General features: G+C 48.7%; 20 protein-coding genes and 1 other annotated feature. Of the genes, 3 read left to right on the top strand and 17 right to left on the bottom strand.

Annotated features, from left to right (window positions below; translation table 11 throughout):
• Positions 1-21: 21 nt before the first annotated feature.
• The 6 genes from ACYQ2N_RS22150 to ACYQ2N_RS22175 all read right to left on the bottom strand — a co-directional run bounded on the left by ACYQ2N_RS22150 (position 22) and on the right by ACYQ2N_RS22175 (position 4,475).
• Complete coding sequence (locus ACYQ2N_RS22150) at positions 22-921, bottom strand: 4Fe-4S binding protein (RefSeq protein ID WP_460001606.1); 900 nt, start codon at positions 919-921, stop codon at positions 22-24.
• 28 nt (positions 922-949) lie between these two features.
• Complete coding sequence (locus ACYQ2N_RS22155) at positions 950-1,399, bottom strand: M67 family metallopeptidase (protein ID WP_460001780.1); 450 nt, start codon at positions 1,397-1,399, stop codon at positions 950-952.
• A 20-nt stretch (positions 1,400-1,419) separates the two neighbouring features.
• A complete protein-coding gene (moeB, locus tag ACYQ2N_RS22160; RefSeq protein ID WP_460001607.1) occupies positions 1,420-2,226 on the bottom strand; it encodes a molybdopterin-synthase adenylyltransferase MoeB in 807 nt (268 codons plus the stop codon).
• Complete coding sequence (gene thiS / locus ACYQ2N_RS22165; protein ID WP_460001608.1) at positions 2,223-2,438, bottom strand: sulfur carrier protein ThiS; 216 nt, start codon at positions 2,436-2,438, stop codon at positions 2,223-2,225. The genes moeB and thiS overlap by 4 nt, the downstream gene beginning before the upstream one ends.
• Before the next feature lie 101 nt (positions 2,439-2,539).
• Entirely contained in the window at positions 2,540-3,298 is a 759-nt protein-coding gene (locus tag ACYQ2N_RS22170; protein WP_460001609.1) for a sulfite exporter TauE/SafE family protein, read from the bottom strand.
• Between the two features lie 343 nt (positions 3,299-3,641).
• Positions 3,642-4,475 carry an Mrp/NBP35 family ATP-binding protein gene (locus ACYQ2N_RS22175; RefSeq protein WP_460001610.1) on the bottom strand — a complete coding sequence of 278 codons (834 nt, stop codon included), beginning with the start codon at positions 4,473-4,475 and terminating at the stop codon, positions 3,642-3,644.
• A gap of 380 nt (positions 4,476-4,855) precedes the next feature.
• Here ACYQ2N_RS22175 and ACYQ2N_RS22180 point away from each other — a divergent pair, with 380 nt between their 5' ends.
• Complete coding sequence (locus tag ACYQ2N_RS22180; protein WP_460001611.1) at positions 4,856-6,982, top strand: fused MFS/spermidine synthase; 2,127 nt, start codon at positions 4,856-4,858, stop codon at positions 6,980-6,982.
• Here the strand turns inward: ACYQ2N_RS22180 and pepF are convergent.
• From pepF to ACYQ2N_RS22230, 10 genes are all read right to left on the bottom strand, one after another.
• A complete protein-coding gene (gene pepF, locus ACYQ2N_RS22185; RefSeq protein ID WP_460001612.1) occupies positions 6,979-8,784 on the bottom strand; it encodes an oligoendopeptidase F in 1,806 nt (601 codons plus the stop codon). The two genes, ACYQ2N_RS22180 and pepF, sit on opposite strands and share 4 nt — an antisense overlap.
• A gap of 120 nt (positions 8,785-8,904) precedes the next feature.
• Positions 8,905-9,393 (bottom strand): CYTH domain-containing protein, encoded by a 489-nt coding sequence (locus tag ACYQ2N_RS22190; RefSeq protein ID WP_460001613.1) that lies wholly within the window; start codon positions 9,391-9,393, stop codon positions 8,905-8,907.
• Positions 9,394-9,456: 63 nt separating this feature from the next.
• Positions 9,457-10,314 carry a hypothetical protein gene (locus tag ACYQ2N_RS22195; RefSeq protein ID WP_460001614.1) on the bottom strand — a complete coding sequence of 286 codons (858 nt, stop codon included), beginning with the start codon at positions 10,312-10,314 and terminating at the stop codon, positions 9,457-9,459.
• A gap of 134 nt (positions 10,315-10,448) precedes the next feature.
• Complete coding sequence (locus ACYQ2N_RS22200) at positions 10,449-11,975, bottom strand: solute symporter family protein (RefSeq protein WP_460001615.1); 1,527 nt, start codon at positions 11,973-11,975, stop codon at positions 10,449-10,451.
• Positions 11,972-12,280, bottom strand: coding sequence for a DUF485 domain-containing protein (locus ACYQ2N_RS22205; protein WP_460001616.1), 309 nt, complete (start codon positions 12,278-12,280; stop codon positions 11,972-11,974). Before ACYQ2N_RS22205 ends, ACYQ2N_RS22200 begins: the two co-directional genes overlap by 4 nt.
• A 76-nt stretch (positions 12,281-12,356) precedes the next feature.
• Complete coding sequence (acs, locus tag ACYQ2N_RS22210; protein ID WP_460001617.1) at positions 12,357-14,294, bottom strand: acetate--CoA ligase; 1,938 nt, start codon at positions 14,292-14,294, stop codon at positions 12,357-12,359.
• Between the two features lie 298 nt (positions 14,295-14,592).
• Positions 14,593-16,323: an acetate--CoA ligase gene (acsA, locus tag ACYQ2N_RS22215; protein ID WP_460001618.1), complete on the bottom strand. Its 1,731-nt coding sequence runs from the start codon at positions 16,321-16,323 to the stop codon at positions 14,593-14,595.
• 37 nt (positions 16,324-16,360) lie between these two features.
• Positions 16,361-17,146: an IclR family transcriptional regulator gene (locus ACYQ2N_RS22220; RefSeq protein ID WP_460001619.1), complete on the bottom strand. Its 786-nt coding sequence runs from the start codon at positions 17,144-17,146 to the stop codon at positions 16,361-16,363.
• Between the two features lie 210 nt (positions 17,147-17,356).
• Positions 17,357-19,285 carry an acetate--CoA ligase gene (acs, locus tag ACYQ2N_RS22225; protein WP_460001620.1) on the bottom strand — a complete coding sequence of 643 codons (1,929 nt, stop codon included), beginning with the start codon at positions 19,283-19,285 and terminating at the stop codon, positions 17,357-17,359.
• A 112-nt stretch (positions 19,286-19,397) separates the two neighbouring features.
• Positions 19,398-19,523, bottom strand: a complete 126-nt coding sequence (locus ACYQ2N_RS22230) for a hypothetical protein (protein ID WP_460001621.1) — start codon at positions 19,521-19,523, stop codon at positions 19,398-19,400.
• 237 nt (positions 19,524-19,760) lie between these two features.
• Positions 19,761-20,006, top strand: a binding site (T-box leader).
• Between the two features lie 252 nt (positions 20,007-20,258).
• Here ACYQ2N_RS22230 and aroF point away from each other — a divergent pair.
• A complete protein-coding gene (gene aroF / locus ACYQ2N_RS22235) occupies positions 20,259-21,392 on the top strand; it encodes a 3-deoxy-7-phosphoheptulonate synthase (protein ID WP_460001622.1) in 1,134 nt (377 codons plus the stop codon).
• A 73-nt stretch (positions 21,393-21,465) separates the two neighbouring features.
• Positions 21,466-22,320: a prephenate dehydratase gene (pheA, locus tag ACYQ2N_RS22240; protein ID WP_460001623.1), complete on the top strand. Its 855-nt coding sequence runs from the start codon at positions 21,466-21,468 to the stop codon at positions 22,318-22,320.
• Positions 22,321-22,327: 7 nt separating this feature from the next.
• On the opposite strand, the gene thrC is transcribed toward pheA, so the two are convergent.
• Positions 22,328-23,812 carry a threonine synthase gene (gene thrC, locus ACYQ2N_RS22245; protein WP_460001625.1) on the bottom strand — a complete coding sequence of 495 codons (1,485 nt, stop codon included), beginning with the start codon at positions 23,810-23,812 and terminating at the stop codon, positions 22,328-22,330.
• Between the last annotated feature and the right edge of the window lie 43 nt (positions 23,813-23,855).

Genomic DNA, 23,855 nt, shown 5'->3' on the forward strand with positions numbered 1-23,855 from the left:
AATCTTAACTCTATCTAAAGTTTAGTTCAATTTATCCAGTACTACCGTCTTCAGTAATTCTTTCTGCAGCAACTCCCATCCAACTCTCTCTAAAGTGATCCGGAAACGTTCTCCCGGCTTGGCATACTTGGCGAAAAAGGCCATAGTGGCATCGATAACGCGATAAAGCTTCTCTTTGGAAAAAATGATCGGTAAGACTTGCTTGCCAACGGCAATCTGATTGCCGAATGTTCCCCCAAAATAAATCAGAAAACCGGCGTCCCCTTGCCAAGCCCCTACCGGGCACGATTTGACGCATTTACCGCAGTAAATACACTTCTCCTGCTCAAAGAACAAATTCCCATCCGCCTTTTCCCCTTTATCCTCTTTCGCCACTTTAATCGCTTTCTCTGGGCAAACCGCTTCACATAAGCCGCAAAAACTGCATCTGGACTCGTTCCAGACAGGCTGGATGCCCCCCTTGATGCCAAGGTCGTTTTCTTCTGCTTTCAAACAATTGTTTCGGCACCCGGTTACGGCGAGTTTAAATTTATGCGGCAGTTCCTTGGCAAAATATCTGGCGTCAAGTTCCTGAGCTAATGCTGTCGTATCAATCAAGCCGCTTGGGCAGATTGCACTGCCCTGGCAGGCCGTCACCGTTCTTACCCGTGGTCCGCAAGCCCCTGGCTCTAATCCAGCCTTGGCCAGTTCATCTTTAACGGTTTCCACATCCTTAAGTTTGATAAATGGGATCTCTACTCCTTGCCTTGAAGTAAGATGGACGTATCCCTGACCATAGACTTGGGCAATCTCATAGATCTTTTTTAACTGTTCCGCCCCGATTTGACCCCCAACAGACCTTAGCCGCATGGAAAAGCAGTCCTTCTGTACCTGCCTCATGAAGCCACCGGCTTTTAATGCTTTATAATCGACCTTCGCCATCACTAACACCTACTTTTCGTCCAATATATTATTCTGTAATACCTCTCTCCAAAGAACTTTCAGTTTGCGAGTGAATTGTCATTACCTCTTCAACCACTTCTGCCTCTCTGATTCTATAACTTTTTAAAACTGGAGTATCTTGATTAAGCAACGATAAAATAAGATAACTCGCTTCTGGATCAAAGGCTAAACGTACATCTTCTGCAGAAGGCCGTGCCGGAGTAGCCGGGTGGCTGTGAAAGTTGCCTAACACGACCAACCCGTTTTTTCGTGCATCCTTTACCACGTTAAACTGCTCGCGGGGATCCATCGTGAAGTGTTCCGGGCTCTGATCAACATTGGTCAATCCATATACCTTTTTCACAATTTTAACGTCCGCTTCGATAAACCCACCCAGTAAACCGCAGGCTTCCAGCGGCAGGGCATTGAAAGAATGAGTTAAAATCTCCTGGTAATGTTCATCACTAAGAATGATCATCTTCACACCTGTTTCTGTCCTTATAATTCACACGCACGTTGTTCATAGTCTATTAAATCCTTGAGCGTAGGATTTTCACCACATACCACACAATTCGTCCGGGATGCAAGTGTAACAGTCCTAAATTCCATATCCAAAGCGTCAAAGACCAAAAGCCTTCCGATTAAAAGATCTCCGATTCCGAGCAGGTATTTAATGGCCTCTGTCGCTTGAATCGTCCCAATGATGCCCCCCATAACCCCTAAAACACCGGCCTCTTTACAGGTGGGAACAGCGTTGGGCGGCGGGGGATTTAAGAATACGCACCGGTAACAGGGACCTTGACCGGGAACATAGGTCATTGTTTGTCCGGAAAATTTAATGATTCCGGCATGGGAAAAGGGCTTGTGCAAAAGCACACAGGCATCGTTAATTAGAAATTTGGCCGGAAAATTATCTGTGCCGTCAATAATAAAATCATAGTCCTGATCCTTAATGATATCGGTTATATTGGCTGAACTCACCCATTCCTGATAAGTCACCACATTGACATCAGGGTTCATGTCGTTGATCGTTTCTTTGCCTGAAATGACTTTCGGTTTTCCCACTTTTTTGGTCGAGTGGATAATTTGGCGTTGCAAATTAGACAAGTCTACGACATCCGCATCAACAAGCCCGAGTGTGCCGATACCCGCCGCTGCCAGATACATGGCTGCCGGTGCCCCAAGCCCGCCTGTACCAATGATTAAAACCTTTGATTCCAGAAGTTTAATTTGCCCTTTGACTCCAACCTCTTTTAAGATAATATGTCTCGAATATCTTTCCATTTGTTCGTTACTGAATTTCATTTATTTGCTTGCCCCCCTCCCATGAAATATAAAAACTCAATTTCATCACCGTCATTAATGAGTGTATTTTCAAAGCTGCTCGTGGAAACAAACTCGTCATTGAGTTGAACCGTCACATATTCCGGCATCCGTACATTTTGCATTACTAACAATTCTTTTAACGAAACAGCCTTTTCCAATACAACCTCATTCCCATTGATTCTGATTTTCACGTTTGATCTACCAGCCTCTCTTAATTTCTAACTTGTTTTTTTATTATTAGGAGCCATTAGACTTATCCTAGTCCATTCTCCAAAGATAACGCATATTCAAGCTATAGAAGTTTAAGTCCGCTTACAAAAATAACAAGTGCCATAACAGCCTTTAAAGGTTTGGCCGGTACTCTGGCCGAGAGATTACTTCCTAGCAATACTCCTGGAATTGAACCAATTAAAAGATTAATTACTAACGGATAATTAACGCTTCCAGAATTTATATTAAGCAATCCAAGTACAGTAACTAATAAAAAGGCGTGAGCTATATCTGTTCCAACGATTTCGGCAGCGGAGACTTGGTAAAAATAAAGCATAGCCAGAGCAAACAAAGAACCAGAGCCTATTGAGGTTAATCCAACGATAAATCCGAATAATGAGCCAAGGCAGATGGTAAGCACCCGTTTTTCTTTAATCGTTTTTAATTGCAAGGAATTAGGTCTTAGTTTTTTATCAAGAAATATCCGGATAATAATGCTTATGGATACTAGAATTAAAACAATTCCAAGGGCATGTCTGATAAAATCCTCGCGTTTAAGGGAATCAAAATTATGGATAATGGTAAAGGCGAGTATGCCACTGGGAAGACTTCCATACGAAAAATACTTGACTAATTCAAAGTTGATTGTTTTTTGGCGCCAGTGCTGAATTACACCGAACATTTTAGTAACGGAGTTATAGACGAGGTCGCTTCCTACGGCGATAGTGGGGGGAATACCAATAAGCAGCAACACAGGAGTCAACAGCGCAGCTCCCCCAACACCCGTCAGTCCGACTAAAAAGCCGACTAAAAGTCCCATGAACACAATACTTAAACTCACAGTATCCCAACTCCTCGTATGCTGGCACTCACTCTATGTTTTATAATACATTATTCCGATGTGATTAGTATGATATAAGTGTCAAAATATAAGGGGTTGAACCCCCACTTTTTAATTCATACTATTCCCATCTGTTTTTATGACATTATAATAAATCTATTTGTTTAAGTCAATGGTCAATCGCACCACTAACTTATCTTTTTGATATATAAAGAAAACTTGGCTTGCGCCAAGCCTTAAGGCGCAGGCGGAAACCTTAGTTGCACTTATGCGCCCGGAAAGTTATACTTACTGATTAACCAAAAAAAAGACCCTATGCAGGGTCTCTAAGTGTGAGAGAATTTTACTTGGATATTTCATCCGCCAGCCGCGCAGCTATCTTGGTAAATCCTTCAGAATGATATTCTTCTATCCGTCCGGCATCTGATAGTGAAGCGAGGGTCGGGTCGAGCGGCAGCTGCCCTAAGAATGGAATCTCACTCTTTTGCGCTTGTTCTTCTCCCTGAGGCTTGCCGAAAATCTCCAGGCGTGTATGACAGTCCGGACAGTCCACATAAGCCATATTTTCGATTAAACCATAGATGCGGGCATCATATTTTTTGGCCATATTAATCGCCTTGCGCACGATCATGCCTGCAAGCTGCTGGGGACTGCTGACTACGACTATTCCGCTTACGGGCAATGATTGAAAAACAGTAATAGGTACGTCTCCGGTTCCCGGCGGCATGTCGACCAGCAAATAATCTAGTTCCCCCCAGACAACATCAGTCCAAAACTGTTGAACAAGCTGAGTGATGATCGAGCCGCGCCAAATCACGGGATCATCTTCGTTTTCCAGCATCAAGTTCAAAGACATGACTTTAATTCCGCCCTTGCTTTGAGGCGGAGTCACCCCGACTTGGTTTACCATTGCCTTTTCTGTAATCCCAAAAATTTTTGGAACGCTGGGGCCTGTAATGTCCGCATCAAGAATCCCAACTTTATAACCCTGCTTCTTGAGGCTGGCAGCCAGCATGCCGGTTACAGAGGATTTTCCCACTCCTCCTTTCCCGCTCATAACGGCAATTAATTTCTTGACATCACTGGCTTTCTGAGCTTCTGTAAGCTGGGGCTCAGTGGAACAGCTCTCCGAAGTACAAGTTCCTGACGCCGAACAAGTGCTACATGAGTCACTCATTGAGGTGCCTCCCTTCTTTCTCCGTAAATTGCCTTAACCAAATCTACTTTATCTTTACCCCCCAGGGGTTACCAAAACCATCTTACGCCCGTACTTTCGTTTTTGTCAAGGTTAACCTCTTAACCTTAATAAATTCAATTTTATTTAGATCCTTTTATGGTCTATATCCTGATCCGTAAGTTACTGACAAGAATAATTTGAGCTTCCTTTTACATGGTATTTACGCTTTGCCCGAATATTATTACACACGGGTTGTCTAAAAAGTGTTCGTTCCCATTGGCAGGAACTTTGTTATCCAATAGCAAATAAATATAGCTGAACCAATTATCTAGCAAATTATTCTAAAATTTTTTAGAGATATCTCTAAAGGAGGACTATTTTTGGTATCAAAATTCATGTACCTATACGTATTCCTGACCGGAGCAACCGTGATGAGCGTCGAAATGTCCGCTTCCCGCCTAATCGCCCCTTACTTCGGCACCTCTCTCATCGTCTGGGCCAATATTATCGGGATTATCTTGCTAGCCATGTCTGCCGGATATGTTGCGGGCGGTCGTATTGCCGACCGTTTTCCCCGTCCGAACGTTCTTTTCGGCATCTCTTTAGGAGCAGGCTTAATTCTGAGCATCATTCCACTCGCTGCCCAATGGGTATTTCAGTTCTTAACTGCCGGTATCCTAGGCACTCCGGTGCGGATTTCCCTCTTGGTTTTCGTAGGAACCTTATTCGTTTTTGCCCCTCCGGTTTTCCTGTTGGCAATGGTAAGCCCCTTTGTCCTGTGTCTCTCCGTTCGATCCACCGGACAAACCGGGGAAACAACCGGGCGCTTGTACGCTTTCTCTACCCTGGGCAGCCTTCTCGGCACTTTTATTCCGTCCCTGATTCTCATCCCAAATATCGGCACCAGAGCTACGATTCTATGGTCAGCCTTTGTGCTGCTTGCGATTTCCGCTGTCGGGCTTCGGCGCTGGTGGGCGGCAGTGTTAGCCTTGATCCCACTGCTATTACTTGTGTTCTCACCCCATACTGTCAAGGCCAATGGCAAAGTACTGTGGGAAAAAGAAACTCCCTATCAATACGCTCAGGTCGTTGAGCAGAAAGACGGAAGTATTGCCCTGGTCTATAACGAGGGTGGGGGCTATCAGTCTGTCTACCGGCCCAATCACGCGCTCCCACCCCAGGATTACTATAATTACTATCTCATGCTGCCCTATTTGCGCCCCGCCGCCAAACCTGATGTCTGGATTCTCGGCTCGGCCGGAGGTACCATGCTCGGCCTTTTTGACCGCTGGGTGCGACCGTCTTTTGCTGAGCTTACCCTTACCGGGGTGGAAATAGATCCGGAAATTATTCCGCTCGGAACAAAGTATTTCGGACTTATAGGAAACGAAGGAGTAATCGTGAACTCAGATGCCCGCACTTTCCTCACTTCCAACAAAGACAAGGCAGATCTAATCATCGTGGATGCTTACTCCCAGCAAATTTATATTCCTTTTCACCTCGCTACCCAGGAGTTTTATCAGCAAGCCCGCACTCATTTAGAACCAGGGGGAATTCTCGCTTTGAATGTCAATGCGGTTTCCCCATCCTCACCCTTGCTCCAGTCCTTTGAACAGACCTTGAGCTCAGTCTTTGCTTATACTTATATCCTGCCTGTTCCCAATTCCTACAACTACGTGCTCCTTGCCACTGAACGCCCGCTCTCTGCCGCTGAAATCCCGGCCAACCTTCCTCTGGCTCTTCAGCCCTTTGCTCTTCATTACACTCAGGAACTTACAGCGGTTCAACCGGCTGCCGGTATCATCTTTACGGATGACAAAGCTCCGGTCGAGTTTCTCACAGACCAGATGATCTGGCAAACGATCTTTCAGACTTCTAAGTCAGTGGAGAATCCTGCGCTTCCGGAAAACAAATCTGAAAGCACAGCCATAGAAATATCCAGTCCTGACACACAAGATCCAAATCCCCCAAAAAACTTGCCAAAGAGCGACTACAAACAAGCACCTGAGCTCAAGCCTGAAGCACTGGCTATTTATGAAGAAGGGCATAATCTTTATGACCAGCGTCAATATGCCAAAGCTATCTCCAAGTTCGATCAGGCCTTGGAACTCGATCCCGCTTGCTACCCGGCCATGACATTAAAAGGTGCAAGCTTCGCTTTTCAAGGGAATTATGACAAAGGGCTTGCCTTAATTAAGCAAGCCCTGGAAATAAATCCTTCCTTTGTGTATGGGTATTTTAACCTTGGCTTGGCGAACGAGCTTGCCGGGCGTTGGCAGGATTCTATCTCAGCATACACTCACGCGCTCGAACTTGATGAGAAAGATACCTGGAGTTATTACGGCATTGCCAGCATTTACGGTCGCCAGGGCACTGTCGAAAAAGTGATAGAATACCTTAAACCGGCCATTACTCTAAACCCGGGCGTCAAAGAGGTTGCCCGCGAGGAACATGACTTTGCACCCGTAAAAAGTGACCCCCGTTTTCAGGAACTCGTTAAACATTAATTCAAGAGTATCTCTAGCCGTTCCACCAGTCCGGCAAATACCTCGAGAGCTTCCCGCACAGGTTTTGGCGTCTCCATGTCCACTCCGGCCTTGCGCAGAAGCTCGATCGGGTAATCAGACCCTCCGGCTGAGAGAAATTCAATATACCTCGTGGCCGCAGATTCCCCATCATCCAAGATGGCGCGCGCCAAGGCTGTAGCTGCCGCAAAGCCGGTAGCGTACTTATAGACATAAAAGGCATTGTAAAAATGCGGAATCCGCGCCCATTCGAGGGCAATTTCCGGATCACTTGCCATTTCAGGCCCGTAATATTTGCTGTTCAACTCACGATAGATCTCAGACAGAGAGTCTGCAGTCAAGGCCCCGCCTTCTTCAACGACAGCGTGAATCTTTCTCTCAAATTCGGCAAACATCGTCTGACGGAAGACTGTACCCCTGAACTGCTCCAGATAATGATTGACCAAGTAAGCTGTAAGCTTCTTATCCTCACTGGTCTTAAGCAAATGCTCCATCACCAAAGCTTCATTGAGGGTGGAAGCTACTTCAGCCACAAAAATCTTATATCCGGCATAAAGGTGAGTCTGGTTTTTATTTGAAAAATATGTGTGCAATGAGTGTCCCATCTCATGGGCGAGGGTGAACATTGAATCCAGGGTGTCCTGATGATTAAGCAGAACATACGGGTGGGAACGGTAAGTGCCCCAGGAATAAGCCCCGCTCGTTTTCCCTTCATTCTCATAAACATCAATCCAGCTTGACTCCATCCCTTTTTCCAGCACTTCCAGATATTCAGCTCCGAGAGGTTTAAGCCCTGCTAACACCATCTCTTTCGCTTTAGCATACGGAATGACCATATTTACTTCAGGCACTATCGGCACATAGACATCGTACATATGTAGTTCATCAAGGGCTAAGGCTTTCTTGCGCAAGTCAACATAACGGTACATCACCGGTAGGAATTCATGCACGGTTTCGATCAAAGAATCATATACCCTAACCGGCACCCGGTCATCATCCAAAGAAGATTCCAAAGCAGAATGATAGCGGCGGGCCTTGGCATAGAAAACATCTGCCTTGACGTTGGCATTGAGTGTAGCTGCCCAGGTGTTTCTCTGCTTGTCATAAGTATGATATAACGTCTGAAAAGCATCCTGGCGCACGCGCCGTTCTTGGCTCTCCATAAACTGGATAAAATTGCCCTTGGTAAGTTCCACTTCCTGCCCCTGTTCAGCGCGAATCGTCGGGAATTTCAAGTCAGCATTATTGGCCATGCCAAAAATCGTACCCGGAGCCTCTGCAATCTGCCCGGCTTCTGCTAGCAGTTTCTCCTCTGCCTGACTTAATACATGCTGGCGCTTACGCCAGATATTGTCGAGGACATGGGCATAAAGCTTTAGTTCCGGGGCACCGGTCAGCTCATGCCAGCGCTCTTCCGGCAAAGCCAAAAGCTCCGGCACCACAAATGAGGTCGCGCTTCCGGCACGTACTGACAAAGCGCCTGCCTTGTCCGTCATTTCCTGATAACGGGCCTGCCGATTGTCTTCATCTCTGCGCATGCGCGCATAGGTATAAATTTCTTCGATACTGAGGCCGAGCTTATCCATCCAGACAAAACAGGCAACCAAAGAAGCAGGAGATTCCCCTAAGCGCCCTTGAAAATTCTCAGCTTCCTCCATCATCTTTTCCGCTCGGGCAAACTCTTGGTCCCAAGCCTGATCATTGGGTAATATGTCTTCAAGATTCCACTTGTATTGGTCAGATATGTCCGTCCTTGCTTTTAACTTATGCTGCTCCACGCGCATCCCTCCTAGCTTCTTCGCTTAATTATTATACACGGGCACAAGGTATTTTACCAATTTTACCCTTGCAAGTATTCTAGACCAACCAGTCTAGCAGTAGTCATTCCTCAGTTAGCAGCTATCTTAGCTTTTAGATGCAGTTCCCCACTTAGAGTATGGGTGTTTGCCCAAGTTAGTGTTAAAATAACGCGGGTCATGTGTAATCTCCAAGTCTTTTGCCACCCATTCCGGAAAGACCAACGGATAATCCAAGGCTGGAAGTTCTACATCCACGGTAATTAAACCTGCGTTATCTCGGGCATAAATGTCCAATTCCCAAACTAAATCCTGAGAAAGAACCCGATATCGTACCTTTTCCACTACCGGGTAAATAGCCAAGTCCAGCAAGGCTGAGCTTTCTTCGGGCGAGGCCGTCTCCGTCTCCGTTTCAAGCTCGAAACGGCTTCCGTCCGGCTGCACTTTTTTGAGTGTAAGCACGATTTTATTTTCCAGTAAGCGAAAACGGATTTGAGGCTGTTTGCATAGATATCCCTGGACAATCCTTTGTCCATGCTCAAGGGGAGGGAGTAATTTCTCCCTAACCAGAAATTTACGTTCGATTTCTATTGCCACGCTATCCAACTCCTTGTCATCCGTTTATCATCCTCTGATAGTCCAGATAAACGGCATAGAGATCTAGGGAGAGTGTAAGGATTTCATAAACAATGTAGAACTCACAGTAGCTGCGGTCCGCTCGTCCAACTCCCATTGCCAGAGCTTTTCCTCATGCATTGTTAGCAACAGCCCTTTAAGATTGTGTCTTTCTGCGAGATACTGCCAGATCCTCGATGCATCAGTGCCGTAGAGCGGTATTCCTTGCCAGGTTATGTCAGTATTGAGTATTAACATGCCCCCACGCCGGAGAATCCCTGCCAGCCACTTGACGTGATTGAAAGTAATCAGCTCAAGAACCCTAGCCAGTTGCAGGAAAGGCGGAGATTGTACACCATCCTTAAGCAGCCGTTGCCCTGCTGCAAAAGTAATTTGAGCCCAATCCCAGACTGTTTGGGATACCGCCCACTGAATCTGAGAAAGCAGGCATTGGCTGACCACAAGGTCAAACTTCTCAGGGAAAAGGTTATTCTTAGAATTAAATTGTAAATTTAATTCTAATTCTGTAAGCAGACCCTCCAGAGATTGAGGAGAGGCGTGGGCAGCCGTGCGCAAGCGGTTTATCTCCTCTACTCCTCCCCCGGCATCCCCCACCCAGATACGCACCTTATCCGCAAGCCTATAGCGCTCAACGGTGTTATTCAGAGTTTCCCCGTCTATGTCAGCGAACCAAACTTCAGGAGCAAGCGTAGACAGTTCTTCCATTTCCAGATCATTGGCATTGCCCACACCAAAAACAATCAACTTTTGAGGTTGTCGCCCCAACGCCTTTATTCCTTGTTTGATGCTTTTCATAGTTTGGGCGCGATGCCCGGCGTATGACTCTTGGGAATCGCAGTTAGCGCTATTGGCAATAGCTTGAATCCGGCGATAATCAAACACACTCCTATCCCCCCGCTGCTAATAGGTTAGAACTATTATGCAGCATTCCTTTCTCTGTGACAAGCAAGCAAATAAAATAGCCCCACTGAAAGGCCAGTGGGGCATGATGCAAGTTAGTGCACAATTAATATAATTTATTCTGCGCCCAGTCCGGTATTAGCCCTGACATAAAGTTCTTCATATTTGATGTTGCTTTCGATCCTTTGCGGCGCGAGCACAGTACCTAAGAACGCAGCGATAAATCCGATTGGAATGCTTACAATCCCGGGGTTAGACAAGGGAAAGATAGCCGCTTTGCCCATGACGCTCGGACCAATCATCATTAAGCCGACAGAAGCGACTAACCCGGTCAAGATTCCCGCCACGGCCCCGGTTGTATTAAACCTCTTCCAAAAGATTGCCATAACAATGACCGGAATATTGGCGCTGGATGCGACTGCAAAAGCCAAAGCCACCAGATACGCAACATTTTGCCCCTTGGCCAAGATGCCGAGCACGATTGCAATGATCCCCACTACCACACCTGTTCGCTTCGCCACTTTCACCTGGGTCATCTCATCCGCTTTCCCGCCCCGCAACACATTGACGTAGAAGTCATGGGCAAAAGCGCTGGAAGCAGCCAGGGTCAAGCCTGCCACCACTGCCAGAATCGTGGCAAAGGCTGCCGCGCTTACAAATGCCAACAAAAACTCTCCACCGAAAGTATTCGGGCCTCCTCCGAGCATCTGGGCCAAGAGCGGTGCCGCCATATTGCCGCCTTTGTCAATAGCCTTGATGGCGTCACTGCCGACAAAATACGCTGCCCCAAAACCCAAAAACGTTGTCATGATATAAAAGGTTCCGATTAAACCCATGGCCCACAGCACAGAGGTACGGGCCGCTTTCGCCGTCGGGACTGTGAAAAAGCGCATCAGAATGTGCGGCATCCCTGCCGTACCGAGCACCAGAGCCATACCTAACGAGACCAACTCGATCGGGTTTTTGTATAAAAGCCCGGGTTCGAGAAACTTTTGCCCATATTTACCCGACAGCCCGTTGAAGAAGGTTACCAAATTAAAATTAAATTTTGAGAGAACCCAGAGACTCATCATCGTGGCCGCGAACATCAACAGCCCGGCTTTGATGATTTGGACCCAGGTTGTGCCCAGCATCCCGCCGAAGGTGACATAAAGGATCATCATAATCCCGATAAAAATTACTGAGGCTTCATACGGAATTCCCAGGAGCATCTTGATCAAAGTGCCGGCACCCACCATTTGGGCCAGCATATAGAACGTACTGATGACCAAAGTACTGAGAGCAGCGGCGCTGCGCACCGGCTTCGGCCGCAGGCGGTAGGCCAGGACGTCCGCCATCGTGAATTTGCCGCTGTTGCGCATGGGCTCGGCCACCAGGATCAAAACTACGATATAGGCCACCAGCCAGCCAACAGAGTACATAAATCCGTCATAGCCGTTAAGGGCGATTAAACCGGCGATTCCCAAAAAAGAAGCGGCGCTCATATAATCCCCGGCGATGGCAAAACCGTTTTGTACTCCGCTAATACTGCGCCCTGCGGCATAAAAATCCGTTGTAGTTTTGGTGTGATGAGACGCCCAGTAGGTAATTACCAGAGTGATTCCGACAAATACCACAAACATCCCGATTGCCAGCCAGTTCATACCTCAACCCCCTCTACATTCTCTTTGCGGATCTTGTCTGCTATGGGGTCAAAATGACGATTAGCCACCCGCGCGTATATCCCTGCAATTATCCAGGCCACAAAAAATTGAGAGAGCGCGAACCAGTAAGCAATGTTTATCGCACCTGCGACTTTCTTATTCATGATTCCGGGCAGATAACCTACACTTAATGGCAAAGCGAAATAATAAACGAAGGAAAATACCAGAGCAATGATCGTAAATTTGCCCTTAATTGAGATTAGATGCTTAAACTCCTGACTTTCCGCAATATGTTCCCACTTCATAATCCTACCTCCTCGGTTACCTGTTCACGCCACAAGCTTTCGCCTCAACCGGCGTTAAATCTCTACTCTTTAATTGCTAATCCTGATACTGCGCCTTCAAGGCATTTACTACAGAGGCATCAGCCAAAGTCGTAGTGTCCCCCAAAGCCCTGCCTTCGGCGATATCCCGCAATAGCCTGCGCATGATCTTGCCGCTTCTCGTCTTAGGCAGCTCGGCCGTAAAGAAAATGTCATCAGGCCGTGCCAGCGCGCCGATCTTCTTCGCTACATGGGCTTTCAGTTCATCCACTAAGCCGTCTCTCACCTCCACTCCTTCCTTGAGCGTGACAAAGGCTGCCACAGCCTGGCCCTTAACTTCATGATTCTTGCCGATACAGGCTGCTTCCGCTACTGCCGGGTGGTCAACCAGAGCGCTCTCTACTTCAGCCGTTCCGATGCGGTGCCCGGAGACATTGATTACATCATCTACCCGACCCAGCACCCAGAAATACCCGTCTTGATCCCATTTGGCCCCGTCCCCGGTAAAGTAGATACCCGGCCAGTTGCTCCAATACGTCTTAACATAGCGGTCGTTATCCCCGTAAACCGTTCTCAGCATCGCCGGCCACGGCTCGCGCACTACCAAATAGCCACCGCTTCCTTTCGGCACGGGACGTCCGTCATGATCAACCACTTCTACTTTGACACCCGGGAACGGAACCGTGCACGAGCCCGGTTTAAGATCCGTAAGCCCGGGCAGGGGAGTCATCATAATCATCCCTGTTTCTGTCTGCCACCAAGTGTCCACGATCGGGCAGCGCTCCTGTCCGATGTATTTATAATACCACATCCAGGCTTCCGGGTTGATCGGTTCCCCTACCGACCCCAAGACTCTTAAGCTGGAAAGATCCCGGCTCTCAGGATAGGACGGGCCCCATTTCATGAAGGTGCGGATAGCAGTGGGTGCAGTGTAAAGGATAGTTACCCGGTATTTCTCGACGATCTCCCAGAAGCGGTCTTTGGCCGGATAATCCGGAGTCCCTTCATACATTACCACTGTGGCCCCATTTGCCAGTGGGCCGTATACGATATAGCTGTGCCCGGTAATCCAGCCGACGTCTGCCGTACACCAGTACACATCCTCTTCTTTTAAGTCAAAAATCCACTCATGGGTTGTGCTAACTCCTACCATGTAACCCCCGGTAGTGTGCACTACCCCTTTCGGCTTCCCGGTTGTCCCGCTGGTATAGAGGATAAATAGCATGTCTTCCGCATCCATCTCTTCCGGCGGACATTCAACTGCAGCCTTGTGCATTTCCTCATGATACCAGAGGTCACGTCCCTCTTGCATGTGCACTTCACTTCCGGTCCTCTGTACCACTACCACATGTTCAATTGAATCTGCTTCTGTCAGAGCAGTGTCGGCATTCTCTTTCAGTGGGACAACACTCCCGCGCCGGAAACTTCCGTCTGAGGTGATGAGCACTTTGGCTTTGGCATCGTTAATACGGTCTCTTAAAGCTTCCGCACTAAAGCCGCCGAAGACTACGCTGTGGGGTGCCCCGATGCGGGCACAGGCCAGCATGGCAATTGCTGCTTCCGGGATCATGGGCAGGTAAATGGTGACCCTGTCCCCTTTGTGCACTCCCAAAGATTTAAGGACATTGGAGAATTTATTTACTTCCCGGTAGAGGTCCTGGTAAGTTAGAACCCTGCTATCTCCGCGTTCTCCTTCGAAAATGATGGCTGCTTTGTTGCGGCGCCAGCCTGCCAGATGGCGGTCGATACAGTTGTAAGAGGCATTGAGCTTCCCGCCGACATACCACTGGGCAAACGGCGGCTCCCACTCCAGGACTTGCTCCCAAGGCTGAAACCAACTTAAACGCTCAGCTGCTTGGGCCCAGAACCCGAGCCGGTCACCTTCCGCTTCCTCATACACTTTCTCCTCCCGCACTACGGCTTGAGCCTTAAACTCCGCGCCCGGCTTAAAGACCCTGTTTTCTTTCAACAAACCTTCTAATCTTTCTTCCCCCATATCTAACCCCCCTCGTAGTTTCATATTATGAAACCCTGTTTTTATATTATAAGACATCTGCCTGAATGTTAAGACTTATCAGACGAATTGCATAATTTTTAGGTTGAACAGCATTTTTTCACAAGCCTGTGGATAGGACAAAAGAAAGGCGCGATCGGTTCCCTCTGCGTCGCGCCTTTCACTACTTCATTCCGCTGCCCGTGCCAAAATTGGCACGGATATATGTTTCCTGAAGTATAAAAAGCCCGTATCTGTCCGTTGACGGAAAGATGCGGGCTTAAACCTTAAGCACAATATTCTATTCCTCCTCGCCGAGATTAGCCGATGGCAAGCCTAATTCCAACGCTTTCAGCGCCCGCCGCATAATCTTGCCACTGCGGGTTCGTGGCAAACCACCCCGCGCTTCTATCTCCCACGGAACCAAGTGCGGTCCCAGCCGTTCTTGAATGAATTCTTGCAGTTCTGCTTCCAGGTTTTTTGACCAGGCGAAACCAGGGTGCAAGACAACAAAGGCCTTAATTATCTCACCCCACAGCGGATCAGGCTTGCCAATCACTCCGGCCTCCATTACCGCCGGATGTTCGGCAAGCTTGTTCTCCACCTCGAAGGGACCAATTCGTTCACTCCCTTTCTTAATGACATCGTCAACTCTCCCTTGGAACCAGAAATACCCTTCAGCATCGCGATAGGCTAAATCTCCGGTTACATACCATGTCCCCCAGCGAAAGTACTCCCGGTATTTTTCTTCATCTTTCCAGATCCCGCGCATCATGCCCGGCCACCCGGCTTTCAGCGCCAACTGCCCCACTTCCAAAGGCTGGAGCTCCCGCCCTTGCTCATCAATCACTGTTGCTTCGATCCCCGGAATTGTTCGCCCCATGGAGCCTGGTTTAAGCGGAAGACAGCGAAAATTACAGATAATCTGCCCCCCCGTCTCCGTCATCCACCACGTATCATGTACTGTAAGCCCAAAAGCCTGAGCACTCCAGCGAATTACCATGGGATTCAACGGCTCTCCTACCGTCAGAATGTGGCGTAAAGATTTTAGGGAATAACGCTTGGCCGGATTGTCCGGGCCAAAGTTCATCAGATGCCTGAGGGCGGTAGGGGTTGTATACCAGATATTAACCCGCAGCTTGGCTAAAACCTCATACCATTTATCCGCATTAAATTCCCCTGCATAAATGACACTTGTTATCCCATTCAAGAGAGGTGCCCAAATCCCGTAGGAAATCCCAGGCACCCACCCCGGATCAGAAGTACACCAGTAAATATCCTGAGGCTGTAGGTCCAGCACTAATTTCCCAGTCTGATAGAAATGTAAAATTCCACTGTGAACATGGATTACACCTTTTGGTTTACCGGTTGAGCCTGAGGTATAAAGAAGCATCATCGGGTCTTCCGGGTCATACTCCTGGGCTGCATAAGCTGAAGATGCCGCCGCCATACCTTCGTCATAATCTATAGTTTCTGTGAAGGAAATCTCTGCTTGCGAACCAGCGTCAGCCTGAGATCCTCGGTCCACTAGGATCACATGGCGCAAGGAAGGTAGCTTATCTCTCTTGATGCGGTGATTAAGGATTCCGGAAGTGATCACGACTGATGTCTCACTGTCTTCCAGGACTTCTGTCAAGGCATCGGACATGAGAGCTGTTGACAATGGAACTGCGACTGCTCCGGCTTTAACCGCTCCCAAAAAAGCAACGTAAAACTCCGGTACCGGGGGCAGAAAAACAGCCACCCGTTCCCCAGTCCGAACTTTTAGTCCTTGCAGTAAATTAGCAAATTTATTGGTTAAATTTTTTAATTCCTCATAAGAAACCGTTATTTCAGTTTTCCCATTGTAAAATCTGAATGCCGCTTTTTGCTTACGGCGGCCTATCGCCCTATGATCCACCGCTTCGACAGCGATGTTATACTTCTGACCCAGATGCAATTCTTCTGCAACCTCTGACCAGCGGAAATCACGGCAGATTTGCTCGTACTCAGCGAGATAATCCTTTTGCCCGCAATCGTCAGACCCCTTCACCCTAATCCTCCTCCCCGATGTAAAATCATTGCCAGACTCAACGATAGCCTGTGCTTTTATTCGTTCTGTAACCTAAACGGGCTGAGACGGAACGACAGGCTTCCTGAAGCACAGTCACCAACCGAGCAATCCGTTCAAGGCTTAGGCGGGAAGTAGGCCCTGTGATACTTATGGCCGCGATCACCTTTCCAGTATGATCAAAGACTGGAGCAGCCACCGCTCTTAAACCCTCTGCTGATTCTTCCGCATTAACTGCGTATCCTTGAGTTCGCACTTTATCCAAATGTGCCAGCAATTCACTGACTTCAGTAAAGGTATGCTGGGTATAGCGGCGCATCGGGCGCTTACTCAGGATGCCCATGCTTTCCTGCTGTGGCAAATAGGCCAGGATCACCTTGCCTTCAGCCGTACAGTGGGCGTCTGCTCTTAAACCGAGGTTAACTGTTATAGTCTCAGGAGAATGGTCTCTCTCTACCACAACCACCTGGCCATAGTCGAGAACTGCCAGCTGCACAGTTTCCCTCGATATTTCTACTAACTCCTTCATGTAAGGGAGCGCTTCCGTCCGAAAATCGAGATTAGTAAGCATTTCTAATCCCAGGGATAATATTTTCATTCCCAAACGGTAACGTTCTGTATCTTTGTCCTGTTCAACATATCCATATACCCCCAGGCTATTGAGGAGCCGGTGCACAGTGCTTTTGTGTAAACCCACGCTGTGCCCTAGTTCCGTCACTCCGATACCCCGGGGGTAGTGGCCCAGTGTTTCAAGTATTAACAACGCGCGCTCAATGGACTGCACGGCTTGGTCAGAAGGAGCCACCGCCTAGACCCCCTTAGGCCATGATTCTTCACGAGGAAATGATTGGATGATCGTAACATTTTTATTTTATAATGGAACCAAGAAACCCTCAAGCATAAGCAGGTGAATTAACTTAAGCTGACGGCTATCAGCTGAAAATCAAGTCTTATCGGGAATTTCCGCAACCGCTTGCTTCCAGTGTCACTCTTTAACATTATGTGGTTGATCCCACTATTTATCTCTTAAAGTCTGAACTACAGAAACATCAGCCAAAGTCGTGGTATCTCCCAACGCCCTGCCTTCGGCGATATCCCGCAATAGCCTGCGCATGATCTTGCCGCTTCTCGTCTTAGGCAGCTCGGCCGTAAAGAAAATGTCATCAGGCCGTGCCAGCGCGCCGATCTTCTTCGCTACATGGGCTTTCAGTTCATCCACTAAGCCGTCTCTCACCTCCACTCCTTCCTTGAGCGTGACAAAGGCTGCCACAGCCTGGCCCTTAACTTCATGATTCTTGCCGATACAGGCTGCTTCCGCTACTGCCGGGTGGTCAACCAGAGCGCTCTCTACTTCAGCCGTTCCGATGCGGTGCCCGGAGACATTGATTACATCATCTACCCGACCCAGCACCCAGAAATACCCGTCTTGATCCCATTTGGCCCCGTCCCCGGTAAAGTAGATACCCGGCCAGTTGCTCCAATACGTCTTAACATAGCGGTCGTTATCCCCGTAAACCGTTCTCAGCATCGCCGGCCACGGCTCGCGCACTACCAAATAGCCACCGCTTCCTTTCGGCACGGGACGTCCGTCATGATCAACCACTTCTACTTTGACACCCGGGAACGGAACCGTGCACGAGCCCGGTTTAAGATCCGTAAGCCCGGGCAGGGGAGTCATCATAATCATCCCTGTTTCTGTCTGCCACCAAGTGTCCACGATCGGGCAGCGCTCCTGTCCGATGTATTTATAATACCACATCCAGGCTTCCGGGTTGATCGGTTCCCCTACCGACCCCAAGACTCTTAAGCTGGAAAGATCCCGGCTCTCAGGATAGGACGGGCCCCATTTCATGAAGGTGCGGATAGCAGTGGGTGCAGTGTAAAGGATAGTTACCCGGTATTTCTCGACGATCTCCCAGAAGCGGTCTTTGGCCGGATAATCCGGAGTCCCTTCATACATTACCACTGTGGCCCCATTTGCCAGTGGGCCGTATACGATATAGCTGTGCCCGGTAATCCAGCCGACGTCTGCCGTACACCAGTACACATCCTCTTCTTTTAAGTCAAAAATCCACTCATGGGTTGTGCTAACTCCTACCATGTAACCCCCGGTAGTGTGCACTACCCCTTTCGGCTTCCCGGTTGTCCCGCTGGTATAGAGGATAAATAGCATGTCTTCCGCATCCATCTCTTCCGGCGGACATTCAACTGCAGCCTTGTGCATTTCCTCATGATACCAGAGGTCACGTCCCTCTTGCATGTGCACTTCACTTCCGGTCCTCTGTACCACTACCACATGTTCAATTGAATCTGCTTCTGTCAGAGCAGTGTCGGCATTCTCTTTCAGTGGGACAACACTCCCGCGCCGGAAACTTCCGTCTGAGGTGATGAGCACTTTGGCTTTGGCATCGTTAATACGGTCTCTTAAAGCTTCCGCACTAAAGCCGCCGAAGACTACGCTGTGGGGTGCCCCGATGCGGGCACAGGCCAGCATGGCAATTGCTGCTTCCGGGATCATGGGCAGGTAAATGGTGACCCTGTCCCCTTTGTGCACTCCCAAAGATTTAAGGACATTGGAGAATTTATTTACTTCCCGGTAGAGGTCCTGGTAAGTTAGAACCCTGCTATCTCCGCGTTCTCCTTCGAAAATGATGGCTGCTTTGTTGCGGCGCCAGCCTGCCAGATGGCGGTCGATACAGTTGTAAGAGGCATTGAGCTTCCCGCCGACATACCACTGGGCAAACGGCGGCTCCCACTCCAGGACTTGCTCCCAAGGCTGAAACCAACTTAAACGCTCAGCTGCTTGGGCCCAGAACCCGAGCCGGTCACCTTCCGCTTCCTCATACACTTTCTCCTCCCGCACTACGGCTTGAGCCTTAAACTCCGCGCCCGGCTTAAAGACCCTGTTTTCTTCCAACAAACCTTCTAATCTTTCTTCCCCCATATCTTAACCCCTCCACTTTCTCTGCCTGATATAAATTCGAGATCTTATGTATATTGTACAAAAGGGAAATCAGACTGTTAAGAAATTTCAGTCGAATAGACATTATGTCTTATTAAGCTGTCGGAAACTGAACCTGAGTGGTGATTAAGCAAAAACGGCGGCTGGATTGCTCCAACCGTTTCTGAACAGCCAAGAAAGTGAAACAGGCAGCGTACGTTCCACTGCCTGTTTCAGCCACCTCGTCCACCTATCTCCCAGGAAGGTTCCCCTACCTTCCGATAAATATTTTACTAGATTTTTTTTCCCTTTGCAAGCAGTTCTATCGTTTAGTTGTGGTTATCGTTTAGTTCTAATTGAGTTTGCTCAAATCTTAATTCACTCTATCAGAAAATATTTTCCAAAAAATATTTCGGATTGGCTGTCAAAACATTGACACTTCGTCTTGCATACAATATAATACATTATAATTAAATCTTCAAAAGCTATGATGGAGAAAAGTAAGTGGCTTGCAGCTTTTCAGGGAGGAAGAGTCATCGACTGAAAGCTCTTCTATGGATGTAACCGCTGAAGTTCCCTCCGGAGCTTCCGGCTGAACACAAAAGTAGGCTAGGACGGCCCTTCCCCGTTAGAAGGAAGAGGGTATCGGATTTCGGTCCCGTACCTGGTTAAGGGGCATTTATGCCAAGTTGGGTGGTAACGCGAGTAACTTCTCGTCCCTGCAGGGATGAGAAGTTTTTTATTTGCGCTCAGCCTAATCTTAGTGCCAAGCCTAGTTCGGCAAGTCGCAGCAGATAGCGCCGAACGACGCCGCCAAGCTTACCAGGACCTGAGATTCCCGCACCTTTTTACGAGCGGGCCTCATTTGAGGCCAAGTTGGGTGGTACCGCGGAAGTCCACGGCTTTCGTCCCATTAAAGGGATGTTAATGCCGTGGACTTTTTTAATTGAGCTAAAATAAAAGGAGGTTACTTCACATGCAAAATCTACCATTAGCCGGGTACAAACCTGAAAGAACTGAGATTGCCGTTAGTGACACAAATATTGGGGGACGGGATATTATCCTGATGGCCGGCCCGTGCGCCGTTGAGTCCGAACCTCAGATGCACCAAGCCGCCGCAGCCGTGAAACAGGCCGGGGGCACTGTCCTCCGAGGTGGAGTTTATAAACCCCGTACTTCCCCCTATGCCTTCCAGGGTCTGGGCCGAGAAGGCCTCATCCATTTAACCGCTGCCGCTAAAGAACATGACTTGTTGACAGTTACTGAAGTAATAGATCCCGCTAGCCTGGAGGAAGTGCTGGACCATGTCGATATCATACAGATCGGTGCCCGCAATATGCAGAACTTTCAGCTCCTTAAACTCGCCGGACAATCAGGAAAACCGGTTATCTTAAAAAGAGGGCTGTCGGCTACGATTGAAGAGTGGCTCTCAGCCGCAGAATATATCCTGGCCGAGAAAAACCCCAACGTAATTTTGTGCGAACGTGGGATTCGCACTTTCGAAACCAGTACCCGCAACACCCTTGATCTTAGTGCCATTGCCGTGATAAGGAAGATGTCCCATCTCCCGGTAATAGTTGACCCCAGCCACGCGGCCGGGCACAGGGACTACGTTTCTGCCTTGTCTAAAGCTGCAGTCGCGGTCGGGGCGGATGGCCTCCTGATCGAGATGCATCCCCATCCGGAAGAAGCTAAAAGCGATGGTGCCCAGTCCTTGACACCAACAGAGCTGCAACAATTGGCTGCCGATTTAGTCACAGTCGCAGCTTCTGTTGGCAGAACCATGGTAGGCACCGGCACCGGCACCGGCTCCGGCTCCGGCTTAGATTCCTTGCGCTCGAAGATAGACTCGATCGACAGCGGGATTATTGAACTCCTGGCAGAGCGGATGCACGTGGTAAAACTGGTTGCCCGTGAAAAAAGCCCTGACCGCATTCGTGACCACAACCGTGAACAGGAAATAATTCAGCGCTTAGGCCGGATAGCAGCCGAACTGCAATGCCCTGCAGACCTGGTGCGCGAGATCTATGCTCTGATCTTTGACCACGCCATCAAAACCCAGCTGCAGGACAAAGCCCGCAGGCTGGACTCCATGGCCTACGGGCGTTAAGTCAAACACGCGCTAAGCTCGTACAACTTCATGTTCATACGAATAACATTTGCCCGAAAGGAGTATTACGTCCATGCCAAGCATCGGTTATCTCGGGCCTCAAGGAAGTTTTTCCGAAGAAGCATTACTCGATTTTCTCGAAATCAGGGATCAGGCACATCCCACGACTTGGGAACTTCGCCCCTATAATTCGATCAGAGAGGTTTTGCTGGCCTGTGCCCGCGTGGAAACAACTTTCTCGTTTGCCCCGCTGGAGAATTCCTTGGAAGGACAAGTAGGAGCGACCATGGACACTCTCAAACAGGCAGATAACTTATTAATCGTAGGAGAATTTGTCCATCCTGTCTCGCAATGCCTGCTGACTTCCCAGCCCTTGCCCTGGGATGAAATAAGCCGCGTCTATTCACATGAGCAGGCTCTCGGGCAATGCCGGGAATTTCTTACCTCTCACCTGCCCCATGCCGAACAGATACCCCGTGCCAGCACGGCTGAAGCCGCGCGTGAAGTTGCGCAAGCGCAAAAAAACTGGGCTGCTATCGGCCCGCGACGAGCCGCAGACCTTTATAACCTTCACTGCCAGGCCAGAGGAATTCAGGACGTTTCAGCCAATGCTACCCGTTTTGTCTTAGTAGGCCAAGATCTCCCTCCCCGCTCAGGCAATGATAAAACATCTTTAATTATAACAACGGAAAACTCTCCTGGCGCACTTTTTCGGGTGCTGCAGGAGTTTGCTGAGCACGGCCTCAATTTGACCCGAATTGAGTCCCGCCCCTCCAAGCAAAAACTCGGAGAATACATTTTCTTCATCGATGTCGAAGGACATGTTTCCTTCCCACCCTTGCAGGAAGTTCTCCAAATCCTCAAAGATAAAAAACTGTTGCTTAAAGTCTTAGGTTCTTACCCCATGGCTAAAACACCTCTTAGTTAACCTCATTTTAGCCATCGGATAAATTGAAAGTTTTTAGAAGGATATCTTCTATCCCTTGAGGCTGGCATTTCTGTACGGGTTGCTCGGGCTTTTCATTTAAGCCTTGCAGACCACGTGGAATTGTCCAGCCTGTTTCTTGCTGCAGCCTTTCGAGCGCTTCCCATTCATCGTACGAGCCTTTCTCTCCCACAATCCCGTTAAGGACACTAGATGCGAATTTGAACGGGCTGGCGGTGGAGACAATCACTGTGTAAGTCTCATCTCCGCTGGCCTGCACGTAATCTTCGTAAACTTTAACCGCGACCGCAGTATGGGGATCAAAAACGTAAGCGTGCTCCCTGTATGCGCGGGCTATAGCAGCCAAAACGTCTTTTTCATCAGCCCAGCCTGCCCATATTTCTTGACGGCTCTTGTTCAAGGTATCCGGGTCTACGCTGAACGACCCTTTTTCAGTAAGACTGCGGTACCATTCCGTTATCTTCTCCGGATTCCTCGCGCTCATTTCATACAGAAAACGTTCAAAGTTGCTGGAAATGAGAATGTCCATGGATGGGGATATTGTAAGATGGAAATCCCTCTTGCTGTCGTAAACTCCATTCTTAAAAAAATCGGTCAAGACTTTGTTTTTGTTGGAGGCGCAAATAAGCTGCCCCAAAGGGATTCCCATCTTTTTGGCGTAATACCCTGCCAGGATATTCCCGAAATTCCCGGTGGGTACTACGACATTAAGCAGGGCTGCGGGCGCGATCTTTCCCTGTTCAACCGCCTGCAAATATGCCCATACATAATAAACAATCTGCGGTAAGAGCCGCCCCCAATTAATCGAGTTAGCTGAAGAAAAAATCATATTTTTGTGGGCAAGCTTAGTCCGGAGCTTCTCAGAAGCAAAGATTTCCTTAACCGCGCTCTGACATTGGTCAAAATTCCCATCTACCGCAACCACATAAGTGTTCGTTCCATCAGTGGTAGTCATTTGCCTTTCCTGAACCGCGCTGACTCCCCCATCTGGATAAAACACCATGATGCTGGTCCGGTCTACATTCTTAAACCCTTCGAGAGCAGCTTTGCCTGTATCTCCGGAAGTGGCAGTTAAAATCAATACCTCCGCACCTTTTTTAACAGACTGTACGCTCGCCCCTAATAAATACGGAAGAACCTGCAAGGCCATGTCTTTGAAAGCCGCCGTGGGACCGTGCCAAAGCTCCAAGACCCCGAAGTCCCCGACATTTACCAGTGGGGCCGGGTTTTCTCCCTCAAAAACGTCACCGCTATAAACTTGGGTAGCGTTAGAGATTACCTCAGGCGGCATCTCCGGTAGAAAAATTGACATTATCCTCTCGGCCAGTTGCCGATAACTAAGTCCGCGCAATTCTGTCCAATCCAGCTTGGGCAGAACCTCGGGAACGAACAGCCCTCCTCCTGGGACCATCCCCCAGGCAATAGCCTGGGACGCTGTTTGCTGATAAAGGTTTCCCCGTGTGCTTTCGTACAAATTGTTCCCTCCCAAAATGCAAATGGTTTTGATCGTATAATCC

It is taken from the genome of Paradesulfitobacterium aromaticivorans (assembly GCF_054657415.1).

Bases quoted from the DNA above. Each gene is read 5' to 3' on its own strand.
- ACYQ2N_RS22150 (WP_460001606.1), bottom strand. From the start codon at position 921: ATGGCGAAGGTCGATTATAAAGCATTAAAAGCCGGTGGCTTCATGAGG.
- ACYQ2N_RS22155 (WP_460001780.1), bottom strand. From the start codon at position 1,399: ATGATCATTCTTAGTGATGAACATTACCAGGAGATTTTAACTCATTCT.
- moeB (WP_460001607.1), bottom strand. From the start codon at position 2,226: ATGAAATTCAGTAACGAACAAATGGAAAGATATTCGAGACATATTATC.
- ACYQ2N_RS22175 (WP_460001610.1), bottom strand. From the start codon at position 4,475: ATGAGTGACTCATGTAGCACTTGTTCGGCGTCAGGAACTTGTACTTCG.
- pepF (WP_460001612.1), bottom strand. From the start codon at position 8,784: ATGCGCGTGGAGCAGCATAAGTTAAAAGCAAGGACGGACATATCTGAC.
- ACYQ2N_RS22200 (WP_460001615.1), bottom strand. From the start codon at position 11,975: ATGAACTGGCTGGCAATCGGGATGTTTGTGGTATTTGTCGGAATCACT.
- ACYQ2N_RS22205 (WP_460001616.1), bottom strand. From the start codon at position 12,280: ATGAAGTGGGAACATATTGCGGAAAGTCAGGAGTTTAAGCATCTAATC.
- acs (WP_460001617.1), bottom strand. From the start codon at position 14,294: ATGGGGGAAGAAAGATTAGAAGGTTTGTTGAAAGAAAACAGGGTCTTT.
- acs (WP_460001620.1), bottom strand. From the start codon at position 19,285: ATGGGGGAAGAAAGATTAGAAGGTTTGTTGGAAGAAAACAGGGTCTTT.
- aroF (WP_460001622.1), top strand. From the start codon at position 20,259: ATGCAAAATCTACCATTAGCCGGGTACAAACCTGAAAGAACTGAGATT.
- pheA (WP_460001623.1), top strand. From the start codon at position 21,466: ATGCCAAGCATCGGTTATCTCGGGCCTCAAGGAAGTTTTTCCGAAGAA.